At 67.2% G+C, this 17,748-nt stretch carries 12 protein-coding genes; 10 read left to right on the forward strand and 2 right to left on the reverse strand.

All coding sequences use genetic code 11. The annotated features are described in order from the left end of the window. Positions 1 to 84 precede the first annotated feature (84 nt). The 3 genes from hrpA (at position 85) to U858_RS0131870 (ending at position 7,187) form a co-directional block, all read left to right on the forward strand. The gene (gene hrpA / locus U858_RS0131860) at positions 85 to 4,023 is read left to right on the forward strand and encodes an ATP-dependent RNA helicase HrpA (RefSeq protein ID WP_025141159.1); all 3,939 of its coding nucleotides are present in this window, start codon (positions 85 to 87) and stop codon (positions 4,021 to 4,023) included. 126 nt (positions 4,024 to 4,149) lie between these two features. Then, the gene (locus U858_RS0131865; protein WP_025141160.1) at positions 4,150 to 5,883 is read left to right on the forward strand and encodes an ABC transporter permease subunit; all 1,734 of its coding nucleotides are present in this window, start codon (positions 4,150 to 4,152) and stop codon (positions 5,881 to 5,883) included. 8 nt (positions 5,884 to 5,891) lie between these two features. Further along, entirely contained in the window at positions 5,892 to 7,187 is a 1,296-nt protein-coding gene (locus tag U858_RS0131870; protein ID WP_025141161.1) for an AAA-associated domain-containing protein, read from the forward strand. A 42-nt stretch (positions 7,188 to 7,229) separates the two neighbouring features. Here the strand turns inward: U858_RS0131870 and lpxO are convergent, their stop codons facing one another. Beyond that, positions 7,230 to 8,129, reverse strand: a complete 900-nt coding sequence (gene lpxO / locus U858_RS0131875; RefSeq protein ID WP_025141162.1) for a lipid A hydroxylase LpxO — start codon at positions 8,127 to 8,129, stop codon at positions 7,230 to 7,232. Between the two features lie 128 nt (positions 8,130 to 8,257). Here lpxO and dnaE point away from each other — a divergent pair, with 128 nt between their 5' ends. Genes dnaE through U858_RS0131910 form a run of 7 tightly spaced genes read left to right on the forward strand, consistent with a single transcriptional unit; the run spans position 8,258 to position 17,413 of the window. After that, a complete protein-coding gene (gene dnaE, locus U858_RS0131880; protein WP_025141163.1) occupies positions 8,258 to 11,749 on the forward strand; it encodes a DNA polymerase III subunit alpha in 3,492 nt (1,163 codons plus the stop codon). Then, the gene (locus U858_RS0131885) at positions 11,749 to 12,840 is read left to right on the forward strand and encodes a glycosyltransferase family 4 protein (RefSeq protein ID WP_025141164.1); all 1,092 of its coding nucleotides are present in this window, start codon (positions 11,749 to 11,751) and stop codon (positions 12,838 to 12,840) included. The genes dnaE and U858_RS0131885 overlap by 1 nt, the downstream gene beginning before the upstream one ends. After that, on the forward strand, positions 12,837 to 13,685 hold the full coding sequence (locus U858_RS0131890; RefSeq protein ID WP_025141165.1) for a polysaccharide deacetylase family protein: 849 nt from the start codon (positions 12,837 to 12,839) through the stop codon (positions 13,683 to 13,685). The genes U858_RS0131885 and U858_RS0131890 overlap by 4 nt, the downstream gene beginning before the upstream one ends. Beyond that, positions 13,682 to 14,434, forward strand: a complete 753-nt coding sequence (locus U858_RS0131895; protein WP_025141166.1) for a glycosyltransferase family 2 protein — start codon at positions 13,682 to 13,684, stop codon at positions 14,432 to 14,434. Before U858_RS0131890 ends, U858_RS0131895 begins: the two co-directional genes overlap by 4 nt. Then, complete coding sequence (locus U858_RS0131900) at positions 14,431 to 15,546, forward strand: glycosyltransferase family 4 protein (protein WP_025141167.1); 1,116 nt, start codon at positions 14,431 to 14,433, stop codon at positions 15,544 to 15,546. Before U858_RS0131895 ends, U858_RS0131900 begins: the two co-directional genes overlap by 4 nt. Before the next feature lie 18 nt (positions 15,547 to 15,564). Beyond that, positions 15,565 to 16,290, forward strand: coding sequence for a polysaccharide deacetylase family protein (locus U858_RS0131905; protein ID WP_025141168.1), 726 nt, complete (start codon positions 15,565 to 15,567; stop codon positions 16,288 to 16,290). Further along, positions 16,265 to 17,413 (forward strand): glycosyltransferase family 4 protein, encoded by a 1,149-nt coding sequence (locus tag U858_RS0131910; protein WP_025141169.1) that lies wholly within the window; start codon positions 16,265 to 16,267, stop codon positions 17,411 to 17,413. The genes U858_RS0131905 and U858_RS0131910 overlap by 26 nt, the downstream gene beginning before the upstream one ends. A gap of 60 nt (positions 17,414 to 17,473) precedes the next feature. Here the strand turns inward: U858_RS0131910 and U858_RS35825 are convergent, their stop codons facing one another. Continuing rightward, positions 17,474 to 17,746 (reverse strand): YkgJ family cysteine cluster protein, encoded by a 273-nt coding sequence (locus U858_RS35825; RefSeq protein WP_042885931.1) that lies wholly within the window; start codon positions 17,744 to 17,746, stop codon positions 17,474 to 17,476. Positions 17,747 to 17,748 lie beyond the last annotated feature (2 nt).

A 17,748-nucleotide genomic window follows, 5' to 3' on the forward strand; every position in this document is an offset into this window, starting at 1 on the left:
AACGCGCCGTCGCAAGGGCGGCGTGCCGAAATTATATGGCCGCGGGGCGTTTATATAATAGGCAGCTAACCGGACAAATCGTACATGCCAGAATCTTCCCGCCCGCGGCCGCCTGTAGCGGCCGACGGGTCGACCCGTGCCCCCGGAAAACCGCGGGCCGACGGCGCGGCCCAGGCCGAGCGCCGGGCGCCTCGCCCCGAACGGCCCATTCCGGCCGTTTCCTACCCCGAAGACCTGCCCGTCAGTGCGCGGCGCCAGGAGATCGCGCGCGCCATCGCCAATCACCAGGTGGTGATCGTCAGCGGCGAGACCGGCTCGGGCAAGACCACCCAGCTGCCCAAGATCTGCCTGGAACTGGGCCGCGGCCGCCAGAAGATGATCGGCCACACCCAGCCGCGCCGGCTGGCCGCGACATCCGTGGCCAAGCGCATCGCCGAAGAGCTGAATACGCCGATGGGCGAGGTGGTGGGCTACCAGGTGCGATTCAACGACCGCACCGGCCCCAACGCGTCCATCAAGCTGATGACGGACGGCATCCTGCTGGCCGAGTCGCAGCGCGACCCGCTTTTGCGCCGCTACGACACCATCATCATCGACGAGGCGCACGAACGCAGCCTGAACATCGACTTCCTGCTGGGCTACCTGAAGCAGTTGCTGCCGCGGCGCCCGGACCTGAAGATCATCATCACGTCGGCCACCATCGACGCCGAGCGCTTTGCCCGCCATTTCGCGGCGTCCGAAGACAAGCCCGCGCCGGTCATCGAGGTCTCGGGCCGCCTGTACCCGGTTGAACTGCGCTACCGCCCGGTGCGGGAAGAACCCGCCGAAGACGAAGCGCCCGCCAAGGCCGGGCGCGACCGCGAACGCATGTCCGGCGACGAAGAGCGCGACCTGATCGACGCCATCGTCGACGCGGTGGACGAATGCGCCCGCCACGGCCCGGGCGACGTGCTGGTGTTCCTGCCCGGCGAACGCGAGATCCGCGAGTCGGCCGAGGCCCTGCGCAAACGCCATCCGGCCGGCACCGAGGTGCTGCCGCTATACGCACGCCTGTCGCAGGCCGAACAGGAACAGATCTTCCATCCGCGCGGCAACGCGCGGCGCATCGTGCTGGCCACGAACGTGGCCGAAACCTCGCTGACCGTGCCCGGCATCCGCTTCGTGGTCGACAGCGGCCTGGCCCGCATCAAGCGCTATTCGTGGCGCAACAAGGTCGAGCAGCTGCGCATCGAGCCCATCAGCCGGGCCTCGGCCAACCAGCGCGCCGGCCGCTGCGGCCGCGTGGGGCCGGGCGTGTGCATCCGGCTCTACGACGAAACCGATTTCAACGCCCGCGCCGCCTTCACCGACCCCGAAGTGCTGCGCTCGTCGCTGGCCTCGGTCATCCTGCGGATGAAGTCGCTCAAGCTGGACGACATCGAGCAGTTCCCCTTCGTCGAGGCCCCGCCGGGGCGGGCGGTGGCCGACGGCTACCACCTGCTGCAGGAACTGGGCGCCATCGAACTGGCCACGGCCGACGACGACACCGACGCCACCCGCACCGGCGCCTCGTTCGTGCTGACCCAGACGGGCCACGAACTGGCCAAGCTGCCGGTCGACCCGCGCATCGGCCGCATGATCCTGGCCGCGCGCGAACAGCAATGCCTGGCCGAAATGCTGATCATCGCCTCGGCCCTGTCGGTGCAGGACGCGCGCGACCGCCCCATGCAGGAACGCGAGGCCGCCGAGGCCGCGCACGCCAAGTTCGCCGACGACAAGTCCGAATTCATTTCCTTCCTGAAGCTGTGGCGCTGGTACGGCGAACAGGTCCAGCACAAGGCCTCGCAGCGCAAGCTGGTGGGCCTGTTGCGGCAGAACTTCCTGTCGCCGATCCGGCTGCGCGAATGGCACGACGTCCATACCCAGCTGGCCGCCCTGGTGGGCGAGCAGGGCTGGCGCGTCAACCAGGTCGAAGCCACCTACGAACAGCTGCACCTGGCGCTGCTGTCGGGCCTGCTGGGCAATATCGGCTTCAAGAGCGACGAGGGCGGCCATTACCAGGGCGCCCGCGACATCCGCTTCCATATCCACCCCGGCTCGCGCCTGGTCAAGAAGGCGGGCCGCTGGATCGTGGCCGCCGAACTGGTCGAGACGACCCGCCTGTACGCGCGCTGCGTGGCCCGCATCGACCCGGTCTGGCTGGAAAAGGTGGGCGCCCACTTGATTCGCAAGAACTGGTCGGACCCGCGCTGGGAAAAGAAGGCCGGCCAGGTCGTGGCCAACGAACGCGCCACGCTGTATGGGCTGACCATCTACACTGGCCGGCGCATCCAGTACGGTCGCGTGCATCCGCGCGAGGCGCGCGAACTGTTCATCCGCCAGGCGCTGGTGCCGGGCGAGATCGACACGCGCCTGGCCTTCGTGGCCCACAACCGCAAGCTGATCGCCGGCATCGAAAAGCTCGAACACCAGACCCGCCGCCCGGACATCCTGGTCGACGACGAGCTGATCTACGCCTTCTACGACCGTCAGCTGCCGGCCGACATCTCGCAGACCGCCACGTTGGAAAAGTGGGTGGGCGGCCTGGACAAGGCCGCGGCCGCCAAGCTGATGCTGACGCGCGACGAGCTGATGCGGCACGAAGCCGCCGGGGTCACCACCGACGTCTTCCCCAAGAAGGTCGAGTGGCAGGGCGTGTCGATGGCGCTGGACTATCACTTCGAACCCGGCTCGCCGCGCGACGGCGTGACGCTGTCGGTGCCGCTGTTCGCCCTGAACCAGATCGATCCGGCGCGCTGCGAGTGGCTGGTGCCCGGCATGCTCAAGGAAAAGGCGCACCTGCTGCTCAAGTCGCTGCCGCAGAAGCTGCGCCGCCACTGCGTGCCGCTGCCCGACTACGCCGCCGGCTTCTACGACCGCTGGTTCGAGCGCATGGCCGATCCCCAGATGGGCCTGGTCGATGCCCTGATCGCCGACATGTGGGACCAGGTGCAGGTGCGCCCGGCCGTGGCCGATTTCAAGCTGGAAACCCTGCCGGCCCACCTGTTCATGAACTTCCGGGTGGTCGACGAACACGGCCGCATGCTGTCCGCCGGCCGCAACCTGGCCCAGCTGCGCGCCGAATTCGGCAAGCAGGCCCAGGCCACCTTCCAGCAGCTGGCCGCCAGCGACACCCAGGTGGCCCAGGCGCTGGCGCATGAAAACCTGACCTCCTGGTCGTTCGGCCCATTGCCGGAAATCCTCGAGATCAAGCGCCGCGGCCAGTCGGTCATCGGCTATCCGGCGCTGGTGGACCGGGGCGCGCATTGCGACCTGGACGTGTTCGACGACCCCGACGAAGCCCGCAAGGCCCACCGGGCCGGCCTGCTCAAGCTGTTCCGGCTGGGCCTGCGCGAGCAGGTCAAGTTCCTGGAAAAGAACCTGGCCGACCTGACCAGGATCAGCATGCTCTACATGACGCTGGGCACGCAGGAAGAGTTGCGCGACCAGATCATCGACTGCGCCCTGGGCCAGGCCTGCCTGGCCGAGCCCTGGCCAGTCAACGAGCAGCAGTTCGAGGCCCGCCGCGCCGAAGGCAAGGGCCGCCTGGGCCTGTTGGCCCAGGAAGTCGCGCGCCTGGCCGGCACGGTGCTGACGGAATACGCGGCCCTGCAGCGCAAGCTGCCGCAAGCCAAGCCGCACGCGTCCGCCTACGCCGACCTGCAGCAGCAGCTGGGGGCGCTGATGCCCAAGTGGTTCATCCGCGACACGCCCTACGCCCAGTTGTCCCATTACCCGCGCTACCTGAAGGCGGCGGTGGCGCGCATCGACAAGCTGCGCGCCGACCCGGGGCGGGATGCCAAGCTGGTGGCCGACATGGCGCCGCTGCTCACCCAGTACCAGCGGGCGCGCTCGGCCCTGAAGGGGGCGCCCGACCCCCGCCTGGACGAATTCCGCTGGCTGCTCGAAGAGCTGCGAGTGGCCTTGTTTGCGCAGGAATTGCGCACGCCCATGCCGGTTTCGGTCAAGCGCCTGATGAAAAGCTGGGAGTCCCTGCAACGCTGACGACGGGGCGGCGCGAGCCGTCCCGTATTACAGACAGATTTCAGTCGTTTTCCGTTCAGAGACGCGTCATCTGGTTATGCTTCAATGCGCGGGCCTTTCCCCGCCGCTCCCTGGAGCATTGCCGACATGTTCGAGCTTTTCAGCACCCGGACCCGCCCGTCCTCGTCGTCCCGCTCCTCGCCCAACCGCTGGGACTGGGCGCTACTGCCCCTGGTCCTGGTGGTGCTGGCCGCCATGGCCTACGGCGCCTCGCAGATGAGCCGTCCCTTCGCCGTCGGCGAAGAACTGCCCATCTCGCTGGACCCGATCTACCTGCCGTACTACCTGCTGCGCACCATCCTGCGCATGTTCACGGCGCTGGCCTTCTCGCTGCTGTTCAGCTTCGTCTTCGCAGCCATCGCCGCCAAGTACCGCACGGCCGAAAAAGCGATGATCCCGATGCTGGACATCCTGCAGTCGGTGCCCATCCTGGGCTTTCAAGCCATCGCCATCGCGCCGTTCATCGCCTTGTTCCCCGGCAACCTGCTGGGGGTGGAATGCGCGGCGATCTTCGCCATCTTCACCTCGCAGGCCTGGAACATGGCGTTCAGCCTGTACCAGTCCATGCGCACGGTGCCGGCCGAACTGAACGAGGCCGCCCGCGTTTTCCGGCTATCGGGCTGGCAGCGCTTCTGGCGCCTGGAATTGCCTTACGCCACGCCGGGCCTGCTCTGGAACATGATGATGTCCATGTCCGGCGGCTGGTTCTTCCTGGTCGCCGCCGAAGCCATTTCGGTGGCCGGGCAGGACATCAAGCTGCCCGGCATCGGCTCGTACATCGCCGTGGCCATCGATGCCGAGAACGGCACCGCCATCGCCTGGGCCATCGGCGCCATGATGGCCGGCATCCTGCTGTACGACCAGCTGTTCTTCCGCCCGCTGCTGGCCTGGGCCGACAAGTTCCGCTTCGAGGAATCGCAGGCCGACGTCGCCCAGCAGTCCTGGCTGCTGGACTGGACCCGCCGCAGCCGCTGGATGCAGGCCCTGTCCAACCTGTTCTGGGCCCGCATGCGCCGCGCGCTGGGCTGGTTCAGCGTGTCCTATGACGGCACTTCGATCCGCGCCCGCGCCAAGGCCCCGGACCCGCGCTGGACCCGGGTCTGGGATTCGCTGCTGGCTGCCGGCGCGCTGCTGGCCACCTACAAGCTGGTGGTCTTCGTGCATGCGGAGGTGGGCTGGGCCGAAGTGCTGCACGTGGTGGGCCTGGGCGGCATCACCCTGGTGCGGGTGATGGTGCTGATCGGCCTGGCGTCCATGATCTGGGTGCCGATCGCCGTCTGGATCGGCCTGCGGCCCAAGTATTCGCAGCGGGTGCAGGCCGTGGCGCAGTTCCTGGCGGCATTCCCGGTCAACCTGCTGTTTCCGGCCGTGGTGTTCGTGATGGTGGCGTTGAAACTCAGCCCCAACATCTGGCTCAGCCCGCTGATCATCTTCGGCACCCAGTGGTACATCCTGTTCAACGTGGTGGCGGGGGCGTCGACCATTCCGAATGAATTGCGCCTGGCGGCCAGCAACCTGGGCCTGAAGGGCTGGCTGCTGTGGCGCCGGGTGTACCTGCCGGCCGTGTTCCCCAGCTTCATCACCGGGGCCATCACCGCCAGCGGCGGCTCCTGGAACGCCAGCATCGTGGCCGAATACGTGTCCTGGGGCAATACCTCGCTGGTGGCCGACGGCCTGGGCAGCTATATCAAGCAGATGACCGAGCAGGGCGATTTCCACCGCATCGCGCTCGGCATCGGGGTCATGAGCATCTTCGTCATGCTGCTGAACCGGTTCTTCTGGCGAAAACTGTATTTGCTGGCCGAAGACCGCGGCCGGTAGGAGTCCTCATGAATGCCAATCTCCTGATCGAACTGCACGACGTGGGTAAATCGTTCCGCGCCGCGGACGGCACCGCCCGCAACGTGCTGGAACACGTGGACTTCATCCTGCACGAAGGCGAGATCGTCGCCTTGCTGGGCAAGTCCGGCTCGGGCAAATCGACGCTGCTGCGCATCATGGCGGGGCTGGTCAATGCCGACCAGGGCACCGTCACCTATCGCGGCCAGCCGGTGTATGGCCCCGCGTCGGGCATCGCCATGGTGTTCCAGTCGTTCGCGCTGTTTCCGTGGCTGACCGCGCAGCAGAACGTCGAACTGGGGCTGGAAGCCCAGGGCGTGGCGCCGGCCGAACGCGCCAAGCGCGCCGACGCCGTGCTCGACCTGATGGGCCTGGGCGGCTTCGGGGGCGCCTTGCCGCGCGAACTGTCCGGCGGCATGCGCCAGCGCGTCGGCATTGCCCGCGCGCTGGTCATGAACCCCGACGTGCTGCTGATGGACGAAGCCTTCTCGGCGCTGGACGTGCTGACCGGCGAAACCCTGCGCGACGACATGCTCGAGCTGTGGGACGAAAGCCGCATCTCGACCAAGGGCATCCTCATCGTCTCGCACAACATCGAAGAAGCGGTCATGATGGCTGACCGCATCATCATCTTCTCCAGCGATCCCGGCCGCATCCGCAGTCAGGTCCAGATCGGCCTGCCGCGGCCGCGCAATGCCGATTCGCCGCAGGTGCGCGCGCTGATCGACGAGGTCTACGCGCTGATGACCCAGCGTCCGGCCCACGACGTGCCCACCCCGCGCCAGCAAGGCCTGGGCTACCGCTTCCCGCAGACCGAGGTCGAGCGCATGGAAGGCGTGCTGGACGTGCTGGCCGAAGACCCCTTCAACGGCCGCGCCGACCTGCCCAAGCTGGCCGAGGAAGCCGAGATTTCCGACGACGACCTGCTGCCGGCCTGCGAAGCGCTGGGGCTGTTCGGGCTGGCCCAGATCGACAAGGGCGATATCTTCCTGACGCCGCTGGGCCAGCGCTACGTGCACGCCGACCAGGGGCAGAAGCAGATCATCTTCGGGCGCCAGCTGCTGGCGCACGTGCCGCTGGCCGCGCACATCCGCCACAGCCTGGAACAGGAGCCTGCCGGCGCGTTGCCGGAAAAGAACTTCCTGGATTCGCTGGAAGAATTCCTCAAGCCCGACGAAGCCGAGCGCGTGCTGAAGATCGCGGTGGAATGGGGCCGCTATGGCGAAATCTACGGGTACGACTACCACACCGGCTTGCTGACGCTGCCGGACCGCGACGCGGGGTAGAGAAGGGAAGGGGCGGCCGGCCGGGCGGCCCGCCGCGGCGCGTTACAGCGCGATGAAGCCCACGATCACCAGCGCGATCAGGCCATACTTGGTGGCCTTGTACACCGTGCGGTTCCAGGCCTTGAAGGCCTTGCGCTTCTGGTCGATGACCCAGTGCGCGTGGGTCAGCTTGTTGATGGCGCCGGTCTGGTCGCCGCCGTCGTTGGGCGAACTGGCGGCCGACATCACCACCCGGCCGAACCAGCGGTTGAAGGCCTCGGCCCAGCCCCATTTCAGCGGTCGCTCGACGTCGCAGAACAGGATGATGCGGTTCTGGTCGGTGCGGTTGTAGGCTTCGTGGACGTAGGTTTCGTCGAACACCACGCTTTCGCCGTCGCGCCAGCTGTACTGTTCGCCGTCGACGATGATGTGGCAGCCGTCGTCGTTGGGCGTGACCAGGCCCAGGTGGTAGCGCAGCGAACCGGCGAACGGGTCGCGGTGCGGGTTGAGCTGGCCACCCGGCGGCAGCTCGGCGAACATGGCGGCCTTGACCTTGGGCAGCGTCTTCAGGATCGCCACCGTCTTGGGGCACAGTTCTTCGGCCGACGGATGGCGCGCGTCATACCACTTCAGGTAGAAGCGCTTCCAGCCGTACTTGAAGAACGAATTGAAGCCGATGTCGTTGTGGCTGTCGGCCGCCTTGATGCGGCGCAGCTCGGCCATCTGCACGGCTTCGTCGCGGATGGTTTCCCAGTTGTCGTCCAGGACCTTGAGCTCGGCGATCTCGCTGGTGGTCAGATAGGGCGTGGACGGCACGCGCGACGCCAGCACCATGAAGGCATTGACGGGCGCGAGCAGCACCGAGTGATCCAGCAATTGCCGGCCCAGTGGCAGCTTGACGCGGCCACGGAAGTGCGCGAACAGGATGGCGGCGAGCCAGATCCCGGGTATCAGCCATTTCATACGTAAATCTCGTCCTGCGGCGGGTGAGTCAGGTCCAATCGTCTATTGTTACACAGGGGCGCCCGGCAGGCGGCGGCGGAATCGCCGACGACGCGTTTTTGGGCCGTTCGACTAGGTACAATTCCGCTATGTCCGAAGCCGTAACAACTCCGTCCCCATTTGTCCACCTGCGCGTCCACTCCGAGTTCTCGGTGGTGGATGGCATCGTGCGCATCCCCGACCTCATCAAGCGCGTGGCCAAGCTGGGCCAGCCTGCGGTGGCCCTGACCGATCTGTCGAACCTGTTCGGCCTGATCAAGTTCTACAAGGGCGCGCGCGGCGCGGGCGTCAAGCCCATCGCCGGCGCCGATGTCTGGCTGACCAACGACGAAGACCCCGCCAAGCCCTTCCGGGTACTGCTGCTGGTGCGCAACCACCAGGGCTACCTGAACCTGTGCGAACTGCTGTCGCGTTCGTTCCTGACCAACCAGGGCAAGGGCCGCGCCGAAATTCGCCGCGAATGGCTGCAGGGCCAGGAAGGCCTGATCGTGCTGTCGGGCGGGCGCGGGGGCGACGTCGGCCAGGCGCTGGACGCCGGCAACGCCGTGTCGGCGCTGGCGCTGGCGCGCCAATGGGCGCTGATGTTCCCGGGCAGCTACTACATCGAACTGCAGCGCGTCGGCATGGACGGCGACGAAGCCTACACCCAGGCCGCCATGCGCCTGGCGGCCGAAGCCGGCTTGCCGGTGGTGGCCACGCATCCGGTGCAGTTCCTGGACGAATACGAATTCCAGGCGCACGAGGCGCGGGTCTGCATCGCCGAAGGCGGCGTGCTGGCCAATCCGCGACGGGTGCGCCGCTTTACCAAAGAGCAATACCTGCTCAGTTCCGAGGAAATGGCCCGCCGCTTCGCCGACGTGCCCTCGGCGCTGGCCAACACGGTGGAAATCGCCAAGCGCTGCAACCTGAGCCTGGTGCTGGGCAAGCCGCGCCTGCCCAACTTCCCCACGCCCGACGGCGTGACGCTGGACGACTATCTCGTCCAGCTGTCCGAGGAAGGCCTGGAAAAGCGCATGGAGTTCCTGTTCCCGAACGTCGCCGAGCGCGAGTCCAAGCGCGAGCAGTACTACGAACGCCTGCGCTGGGAATGCAAGACCATCATCCAGATGGGCTTTCCCGGCTACTTCCTGATCGTTCAAGACTTCATCAACTGGGGCAAGAACAACGGCGTGCCCGTGGGCCCCGGCCGGGGTTCCGGCGCCGGCTCGCTGGTGGCGTACGCGCTGGGCATTACCGACCTGGACCCGATCCGCTACGACTTGCTGTTCGAGCGCTTCCTGAATCCCGAGCGGGTCTCCATGCCCGACTTCGATATCGACTTCTGCCAGGACAACCGCGAACGGGTCATCGACTACGTCAAGGAAAAGTACGGCCGCGCCGCCGTGAGCCAGATCGCCACGTTCGGTACCCTGGGCGCCAAGGCCGTGGTGCGCGATGCCGGCCGGGTGCTGGACATGCCCTACATGTTCTGCGACGGCCTGTCCAAGCTGATCCCGTTCAACCCGATGGATCCCTGGACGCTGGAACGCACCCTGAAGGACGAACCCGCCTTCAAGGACCGCTACGAGCAGGAAGAAGAAGTGCGCGCCCTGGTCGACCTGGCCAAGCCGCTCGAAGGCCTGACCCGCAACATCGGCATGCACGCCGGTGGCGTGCTGATCGCCCCGGGCAAACTCACCGACTTCTGCCCGCTGTACTGCCAGCCCGGCCAGGAAAACAGCGCGGTTTCGCAGTTCGACAAAGACGACGTCGAAGCCGCCGGCCTGGTCAAGTTCGACTTCCTGGGCCTGCGCAACCTGACCATCCTGGACTGGGCCGTGCGCTACGTGCGCCAGTTCAACGACGACAAGCGCGACTTCGACGTCATGGCGCTCAGCCTGGACGACCCGGCCGCCTACAAGATTCTGTGCGACGCGAACACCACCGCGGTGTTCCAGCTGGAATCGCGCGGCATGAAGGAACTGCTCAAGAAGCTGCGCCCCAACACCTTCGAAGACATCATCGCCATGCTGGCCCTGTACCGTCCGGGGCCGCTGGAATCGGGCATGGTGGACGACTTCGTCAACCGCAAGCACGGCCGTGCCGCGGTGGACTATTTCCACTCCGACCTGGAAGCGACCCTCAAGAGCACCTACGGGGTCATCGTCTACCAGGAACAGGTGATGCTGATCTCGCAGATCATCGGCGGCTACTCGCTGGGCGGCGCCGACCTGCTGCGCCGCGCCATGGGCAAGAAAAAGCCCGAGGAAATGGCCAAGCACCGCGAGCTGTTCGAACAGGGCGCCAAGGAAAAGGGCCACGATCCCGACCTGGCGGTCAAGCTGTTCGACCTGATGGAAAAGTTCGCGGGCTACGGCTTCAACAAGTCGCACTCGGCCGCCTACGCGCTCATTTCTTACCAGACCGCCTGGCTCAAGGCCTATCACCCTACCGAATTCCTGGCCGCCACGATGTCGTCCGATATGGACGATACGGACAAGGTCCAGATCTTCTGCCGCGACGCGCAGGACAACGGCGTGGAAGTCCTGCCGCCCGACGTCAACTTCTCGGGCTACCGCTTCGAGCCGGTGGCCGACAAGTACACCGAAAAGGGCAAGCCGCCGCGCACCATGCGCTACGGCCTGGGCGCCGTGAAGGGCACGGGGCAGGGCGCGGTCGAAGACATCCTGCGCGCGCGCAAGGAAGGCGGCCCGTTCCAGAACCTGTTCGACTTCTGCCGCCGCGTCGGCAAACAGGCCGTCAACCGCCGCACCATCGAAGCCCTGATCAAGGCGGGCGCGTTCGACACCATCGAACCGAACCGCGCCGCCATGCTGGCGTCGGTGCCCACCGCCATGGAAGCGGCCGAGCAGGCCGCGCGCAGCGCCAACCAGTCGTCCCTGTTCGGCGACGACAGCAGCGACGTGGTGGCCGGCGAACTGGCCAAGGTCGCGCCCTGGGACCTGCACAAGAAGCTTACCGAGGAAAAGTCCGCGCTGGGCTACTACTACAGCGGTCACCTGTTCGACGCCTGGCGCGACGAAGTGCGCCAGATCGTGCCGATGCAGCTGGCGCGGGTCGAACCGCAGCGCGACCTGCAATGGATGTGCGGGGTGCTGGCCAGCGTGCGCGTCATGATGACCCGCCGCGGCAAGATGGTCTTCGCCGTGCTCGACGATGGCACCGCGCAGGTCGAAATCTCGGTGTTCAACGAGCTGTACGAAAAGCACCGCAACCGGCTGCGCGAAGACCAACTGGTCATCGTGCAGGGTAAGGTCAGCAACGACGACTATTCCGGCGGCATGCGCATCGTGGCCGACCAGCTCTATGACCTGCAGCTGGCGCGCGAGGCGCGCGCCAAGTCGTTGCGCGTCAAGCTCAACGGCGCGGCCGATGCCGTGCGCCTGCGCCAGATGCTGAACCCGTTCCGCGCCGAGCCCGAAAACGGCATCCCCGGCGTGCCGGTCGACATCGTCTACACCAAGAACAATTTCCTGTGCACGGTGCGGCTGGGCGAAGAATGGCGGGTTCGCATGGCCGACACGCTGCTGGCCAACCTGAGCGCCTGGACCAAGCCGAACGGCGTGGAGGTCACGTACTGATGCGTATCGTTCACTCTGAAGCCGCCACCAGTTTCGGCGGCCAGGAAGGGCGTATCTTCAAGGAAATGAATGCCATGCGCGCGCGCGGGCATCACCTTGAAGCCATCTGCCAGCCGCACGCGCTGCTGGCCCAGCGCCTGTCGGAAGCCGGCTTCACCGTGCACACGCTGGACATGGACGGCCCGCTCAACTACCTGAAGGGCGTGGCCACCATCCGCCGCATCCTGCGCGAAGGCCGTTTCGACGTGCTCAACACGCACAGCCGCCGCGATACCGTCATTGCCGCCGCCGCCGGCCGGCTGGCGGGCACGCCGCTCATCGTGCGTACCCGTCACTTGTCCAACAAGGTCGGCTCGCTCTGGTCCTACACCCGGCTGCCGCACCGCGTCACCACGGTCAGCGACCACGTGCGCGAACACCTGATCGAACGCGGCGTGCCCCCCGGCCGGGTCGCCACCGTGTATTCACCCATCGTGCTGCCGCCGCCGGTCGAACATTCCACCCTGCGCGAAGAGCTCGGCCTGGCGCCGGACGACCTGGTGGTGGGTTGCGTGGCCGTCATGCGCGCCACCAAGGGCCACAAAGACCTGATCGACGCCATCGCGCCGCTGATGGCCAGCCGGCCCAAACTGCACCTGGTGTTCGTGGGGGGCGGTTCGCCCGTGTTCGAGCAGACCCAGGCCTACGTGGCCGAGCGCGGCCTGCAAGATCGCATCCACCTGATGGGCACCCGCCGCGATGTGCCCAATTTGCTGGCCGGCTGCGACCTGTTCGCACTGGCGACCCAGCAGGAAGCGTCCGGCACCGTCTATGTCGAGGCCCAGGCCAGCGGCCTGCCGGTCATCGGCACCGACGTGGGCGGCGTGTCCGAGATGTTCCGCAACGGCGAAACCGGCATCCTGGTGCCACCCAAGGACCCGGCCGCGCTGACCGCCGCGCTGGAAAAGCTGATCGACGACGCCGACCTGCGCCGCCGCATGGGCGAGGCTGGCCGCAAGATGGTCTGGGACGAAGGCGTGTTCTCGCCCGCCCGGCTGGCCGAAACCACCGAAGCCGTCTATACCCAGTGGCTGGCGGAGCGCCGCGCATGAATGCGCCCAACGTCCCGGTGCTGATGTACCACCACGTCACGCCGGCCGGCGGCATGATCAACGCCGTGCCCGACGTGTTCGAGGCCCAGATCTCGCGCCTGGCGCGGGCGGGCTACCAGTCGCTGTCCACCGACCAGTTCGCCGCCTACCTGGCCGGCGCGCCAGTGCCCGAACGCTCGGTGCTGATCACCTTTGACGACGGCTACCTGAACAACTGGGTCCACGCCCACCCGATCCTGGCGCGCCACGGCATGCGCGCCGTGCTGTTCACCATCACCGGCTGGATCGGCGATGGTCCGGTGCGTCCGCATGCGGGGCAGGGCCTGCCGCTGCCCGCCACGCCCGACCATGACGCCTGCAAGAAGCTGGTGGCCGAAGGCCGCAGCGACGACGTCATGCTGCGCTGGAGCGAAGTCGAAGCCATGCAGGCGGCTGGCACGTTTGAATTCCATTCGCACACCCACACCCACACGCGCTGGGACAAGGTCTGCGGCGCCGATATCGACGCCAAGCGGGCCCACATCGCCCAGGAATTGTCCGATTCGCGCGAAACGCTGACGCGCCGCCTGGGCCAGGTCAGCGACCACCTCTGCTGGCCGCAGGGGTATTTCGACGCCGACTACGTCGCGGCCGCCCGGCAGGCGGGTTTCCGCCACTTGTACACTACCGACCCTTTCGGCCAGAACACGCCCGCCGCGGACCCCGAACACATCTACCGTTTCGCGGTGCGCAACCAGGGCGGCACCTGGCTGAACCGGCGCATCTGGCTGTCGCGCGATCCCTTCTGGGGGCCGCGCTATCACGCCTGGAAAGCCTGGAAAAAGCGTCTTAGGAATCGCGGATGAAGTTATCAGTCATAGTCATCACCAAGAACGAAGCGGCCAACATTGCCGATTGCCTGAAGTCCGTCGCATTCGCCGACGAGTTCATCGTGGTGGACTCCGGCAGCACCGACGGCACGGTCGAACTGGCGCGGGCGCTGGGCGCGCGCGTCGAAGTCACCCCCGACTGGCCCGGCTTCGGCCCGCAGAAAAACCGTGCGCTGGACCTGGCCACCGGCGACTGGGTGCTGTCCATCGACGCCGATGAACGCGTCACGCCCGAACTGGCCCGCGAAATCCAGGAAACGATCAGCGCCCCGCGCGCCGATACCTACGAGATCGCGCGCCTGTCGAATTTCTGCGGCCGCGACATCCGCCACAGCGGCTGGTGGCCCGACTACGTGCTGCGCCTGTTCAAGCGCGGCACCGCGCGTTTCAACGACGCCGCGGTGCACGAGCGGGTGGTGCCGGTCAATGGCCAGCCGCTGCAGCTCAAGGGCTACTTCAATCACTATCCCTACGACAACCTGGATGCGCTGATCACCAAGGTCAACCGCTATTCGTCCGATGCCGCCGCCATGATGTACGCCAAGGGCCTGCGCACGTCGGTCTTCGGCGCGCTGGGCCACAGCTTCTGGACCTTTGTCCGCATCTACCTGATCCGGCGCGGCTTCCTGGATGGCCGCCACGGCCTGGTGCTGGCCGTCACCGCCGCCGCCGGCAGCTTCTTCCGTTATTCGAAGCTGATGTTCCTGGCCGAGAAGAAGAAGTGAGGATTCTCTACACCAACTTCCACGCCAACAACGGCGGCGGCCACGTCACCTACATCATCAATCTGGCGCGCGCCCTGGCGGCCCAGCACCAGATCACCGTGGCCGCGCCCGCCAGCAGCCGGTTGTACCGCTACGCCAAGGCGATTCCCGGCGTGACGGTCGTGGACATGCGGTACACCACGCGCCCGTCGTCGTGGTTCGGCGACCGCGCCCGGTTGCGCCGCCTGATCAAGGATGGCCGCTTCGACGTCATCCACGCCAACGGCTCGGCCGACCACAAGCAGGTCATGCTGGCCACGCTGGCCATGGCGCGCCGGCCGCGCATCGTCTTCACCAAGCACAACGACCACCCGGTCGCCAGTTTCGGCCACAAGCTGCGGGTGGCCCTGGCCACTGACCACAGCATCGCGGTCAGCGACTACATCCATCGCCTGCTGGCCGATTCGCCCTATCAGCGGCGGCCCATCACCACCATCCGCCACGGCATCGACACCCAGTTCTTCGCGCCGCCGCCGGCCGACAGCCTGGACAAGCTGCGCGAGATATTCTTCGGCCCCGAATGGCGCGGCAAGCTGCTCCTGGGCAGCGCGGGCGGCACCGATTACGACAAGGGCTGGCTTGATCTGGTCGCCGCCGTCGCGGCCTTGCCGCCGGGCGACAAAGAACGCGTATTGCTGCTGGTGGCGGGCGATCCGCCCAACGAGGCCAAGCTGGCCCGCGTGCGCGAGCTGGGCATGCTCGACCAGGTACGCTTTCCCGGTTTGCTCGACGACGTGCGCGCCGCGCTGGCGTCCTGCCATGCGGGCTTCGTGCTGTCCTACCGCGAAGCGCTGTCGTTCGCCTGCCGCGAAATCATGGGCCTGGGCCTGCCCGCCCTGGTCACCAACGCCGGCGGCCTGCCCGAAAACGTCACCGACGGCGTCGACGGCTGGATCGTGCCGGTGCGCGACGTGGCCGCCATGACCGCGCGCCTGCAAGACATGTTGGCCCATCCCGAGCAGGTCCGGGCCATGGGCGCCAATGCCCGCGCCACCAGCCTGCGCGACTTCAACCTGACGCGTTTCGCCCAAGCCACCGTCGACGTCTACCAGCGTACATTGGCCGGACACTGAGCCTTTATAATCCGCGCTATGTCTATCCCCATTCTCATGTACCACCAGATCGGCGAGCCCAACCCCAAGGGCACGCCGTTTCGCGGCCTGACGGTGCACCCCGACGACTTCGCCAGGCAGATGCGCTGGATGCGTTTCCTGGGTTACCGCGGCCTGTCGATGCGCGACGTCATGCCCTACGTGCGGGGCGAACGCCGCGGCAAGGTGTTCGGTATCACGTTCGACGACGGCTATCGCAACGTCGTCCAGAACGCCATGCCGGTGCTGGACAAGCTGGGTTTCACCGCCACCAACTACCTGGTGGCCAACCAGTTCGACGGCGGCAACGTCTGGGACGCCAAGATCGGCATTCCGCACTCGCCGCTCATGACGGTCGAAGAAATGCGCCAATGGGCGGCAGCCGGCCACGAAGTCGGTTCGCACACGCTGGACCACGTCCACCTGCCCGAAATGACGCCCGACGAAGCCCGCCGCCAGATGGTCGAGTCCAAAGACGTGCTCGAACAGGCGCTGGGCGCCCCGGTCACGGCCTTCTGCTATCCCTACGGCGACCACGGCCCCGAGCACCTGGCCATGGCGCGCGAAGCCGGCTACGACAACGCCACGCTCACCAAGCGCGGCCTGGCCAACGCCAGCGACGATCCTTTCGGCCTGCCGCGGGTAACGGTATCGCGTTCCACCGGCATCTTCCGTTTCCTGCAGAAATGCCTGACCCGCTATGAAGACTCCCGCGGGCGCGGCTGAGCGGCGGCTGCGCATCGCATTGCTGGTCGACCGCTTCGGCAACCGCTTCGGCGGCGCCGAGGCTTACGGCGTCGAACTCATGCGCGTGCTCGGCCAGCGCCACGACGTCTCCATCGTCGCCCGCGACTTCGACAGCGACCTGCCTTTCCCTTTCCTGCCCGTGCGCTTTCCCGGCTGGCTGCCCAGCTGGATGCGGGTGCTGTACTTCGCCTGGAAGGCCGATCGCCTGACCCGCGGCCAGTACGACATCGTGCACTCGCACATGAATGGCTGGGCCGGTGAAATCCAGGTCATGCACGTCACCCCCGTGCGCTACAACCGGCTGACCCGCGTCAAGCCGGCCAAGCGCGCGCTGGCCTGGCTCAGCCCGCGCCTGGCGACCTACCTGCTGCTCGAGAAATTCCGCGTGCGCCAGGCGCCCGCGCGCCGGGTGGTGGCCGTGTCGGGGCTCATCATGGACCAGCTGCACCGCAGCTATGGCCCGCAGTTGCCGGTCGACATCATCGCGCCCGGCGTCAAGCTGCCCGCACCCGAAGCCGCCGCCGGCCGCGATGCCACCCGCGCGCGCCTGGGCTGGGATGCCAGCACCATCGGCTGCCTGCTGGTCGCCCGTAACCCGCTGCGCAAAGGCTTGCCCGCGCTGCTCGATGCCCTGGCCCTCTTGCCCGCGCCGTACCGTCTGCTGGTGGTGGGCGCCGACGACGCCACCCGCGAGCGCGTGCGCGCGGCCGGGGCGGTCGCCCAGCGCGTCACGCTGGTCGACCCCACGCCCGACGTCGCCCAGTATTTCGCCGCGGCCGACATCTACGCCCACCCGACCCTGAACGACAGCTATGCCATGGCGCCCCTGGAAGCCATGTCCCATGGCTTGCCGGTCGTGGTCAGCTCGCCCGCCTACTGCGGCTTTGCCCAGTACCTCTCGGCGGGCAAGGACGCGCTGATCCTGCAAGACCCGCGCGACGGCGCCCAACTGGCCCAGGCCCTGCAACGTCTGGGCGATGAACCCGACCTGCGCGCAGCCCTGTCCGAACGCGGCCTGGCCATCGCCCGCGACCAAAGCTGGGAAACCGTGGCGGCGCGCTACGAAGCGCTGTATCAGGCGGTGCTGGACGAACGCGGCTGATCTTTCTGCCCGCTCCGGTTGGACCCCAAATGAAAACGGGACCCCGAAAGGTCCCGTTTTTCAATGCTGCGGCGCCGTTGCCTGTTCCAATTCGCCCAGCCAGCGGATCGCGTACTCGCGGTCCGGGCCGCACATATCGTGCTGGGCCTGCAGCCCGCCGCAGAAATCCGGCCGCGACGGCTGGCCGAAGATCGCGCAGCGCATGTCGGGCAGCAGCTGGATACAGGGCACCCCGGCCGGCTTGCCGTCCGGCATCCCCGGAATCGCGCTGGTGATCGACGGCGCGATGCAGCAGGCGCCGCAGCCCGGCCGGCAGGCCAGCGCCGTGCCCATGC

This window comes from Achromobacter sp. DH1f (assembly GCF_000633435.1).
GTDB classification, from domain to species: Bacteria; Pseudomonadota; Gammaproteobacteria; order Burkholderiales; family Burkholderiaceae_B; genus Achromobacter; species Achromobacter deleyi.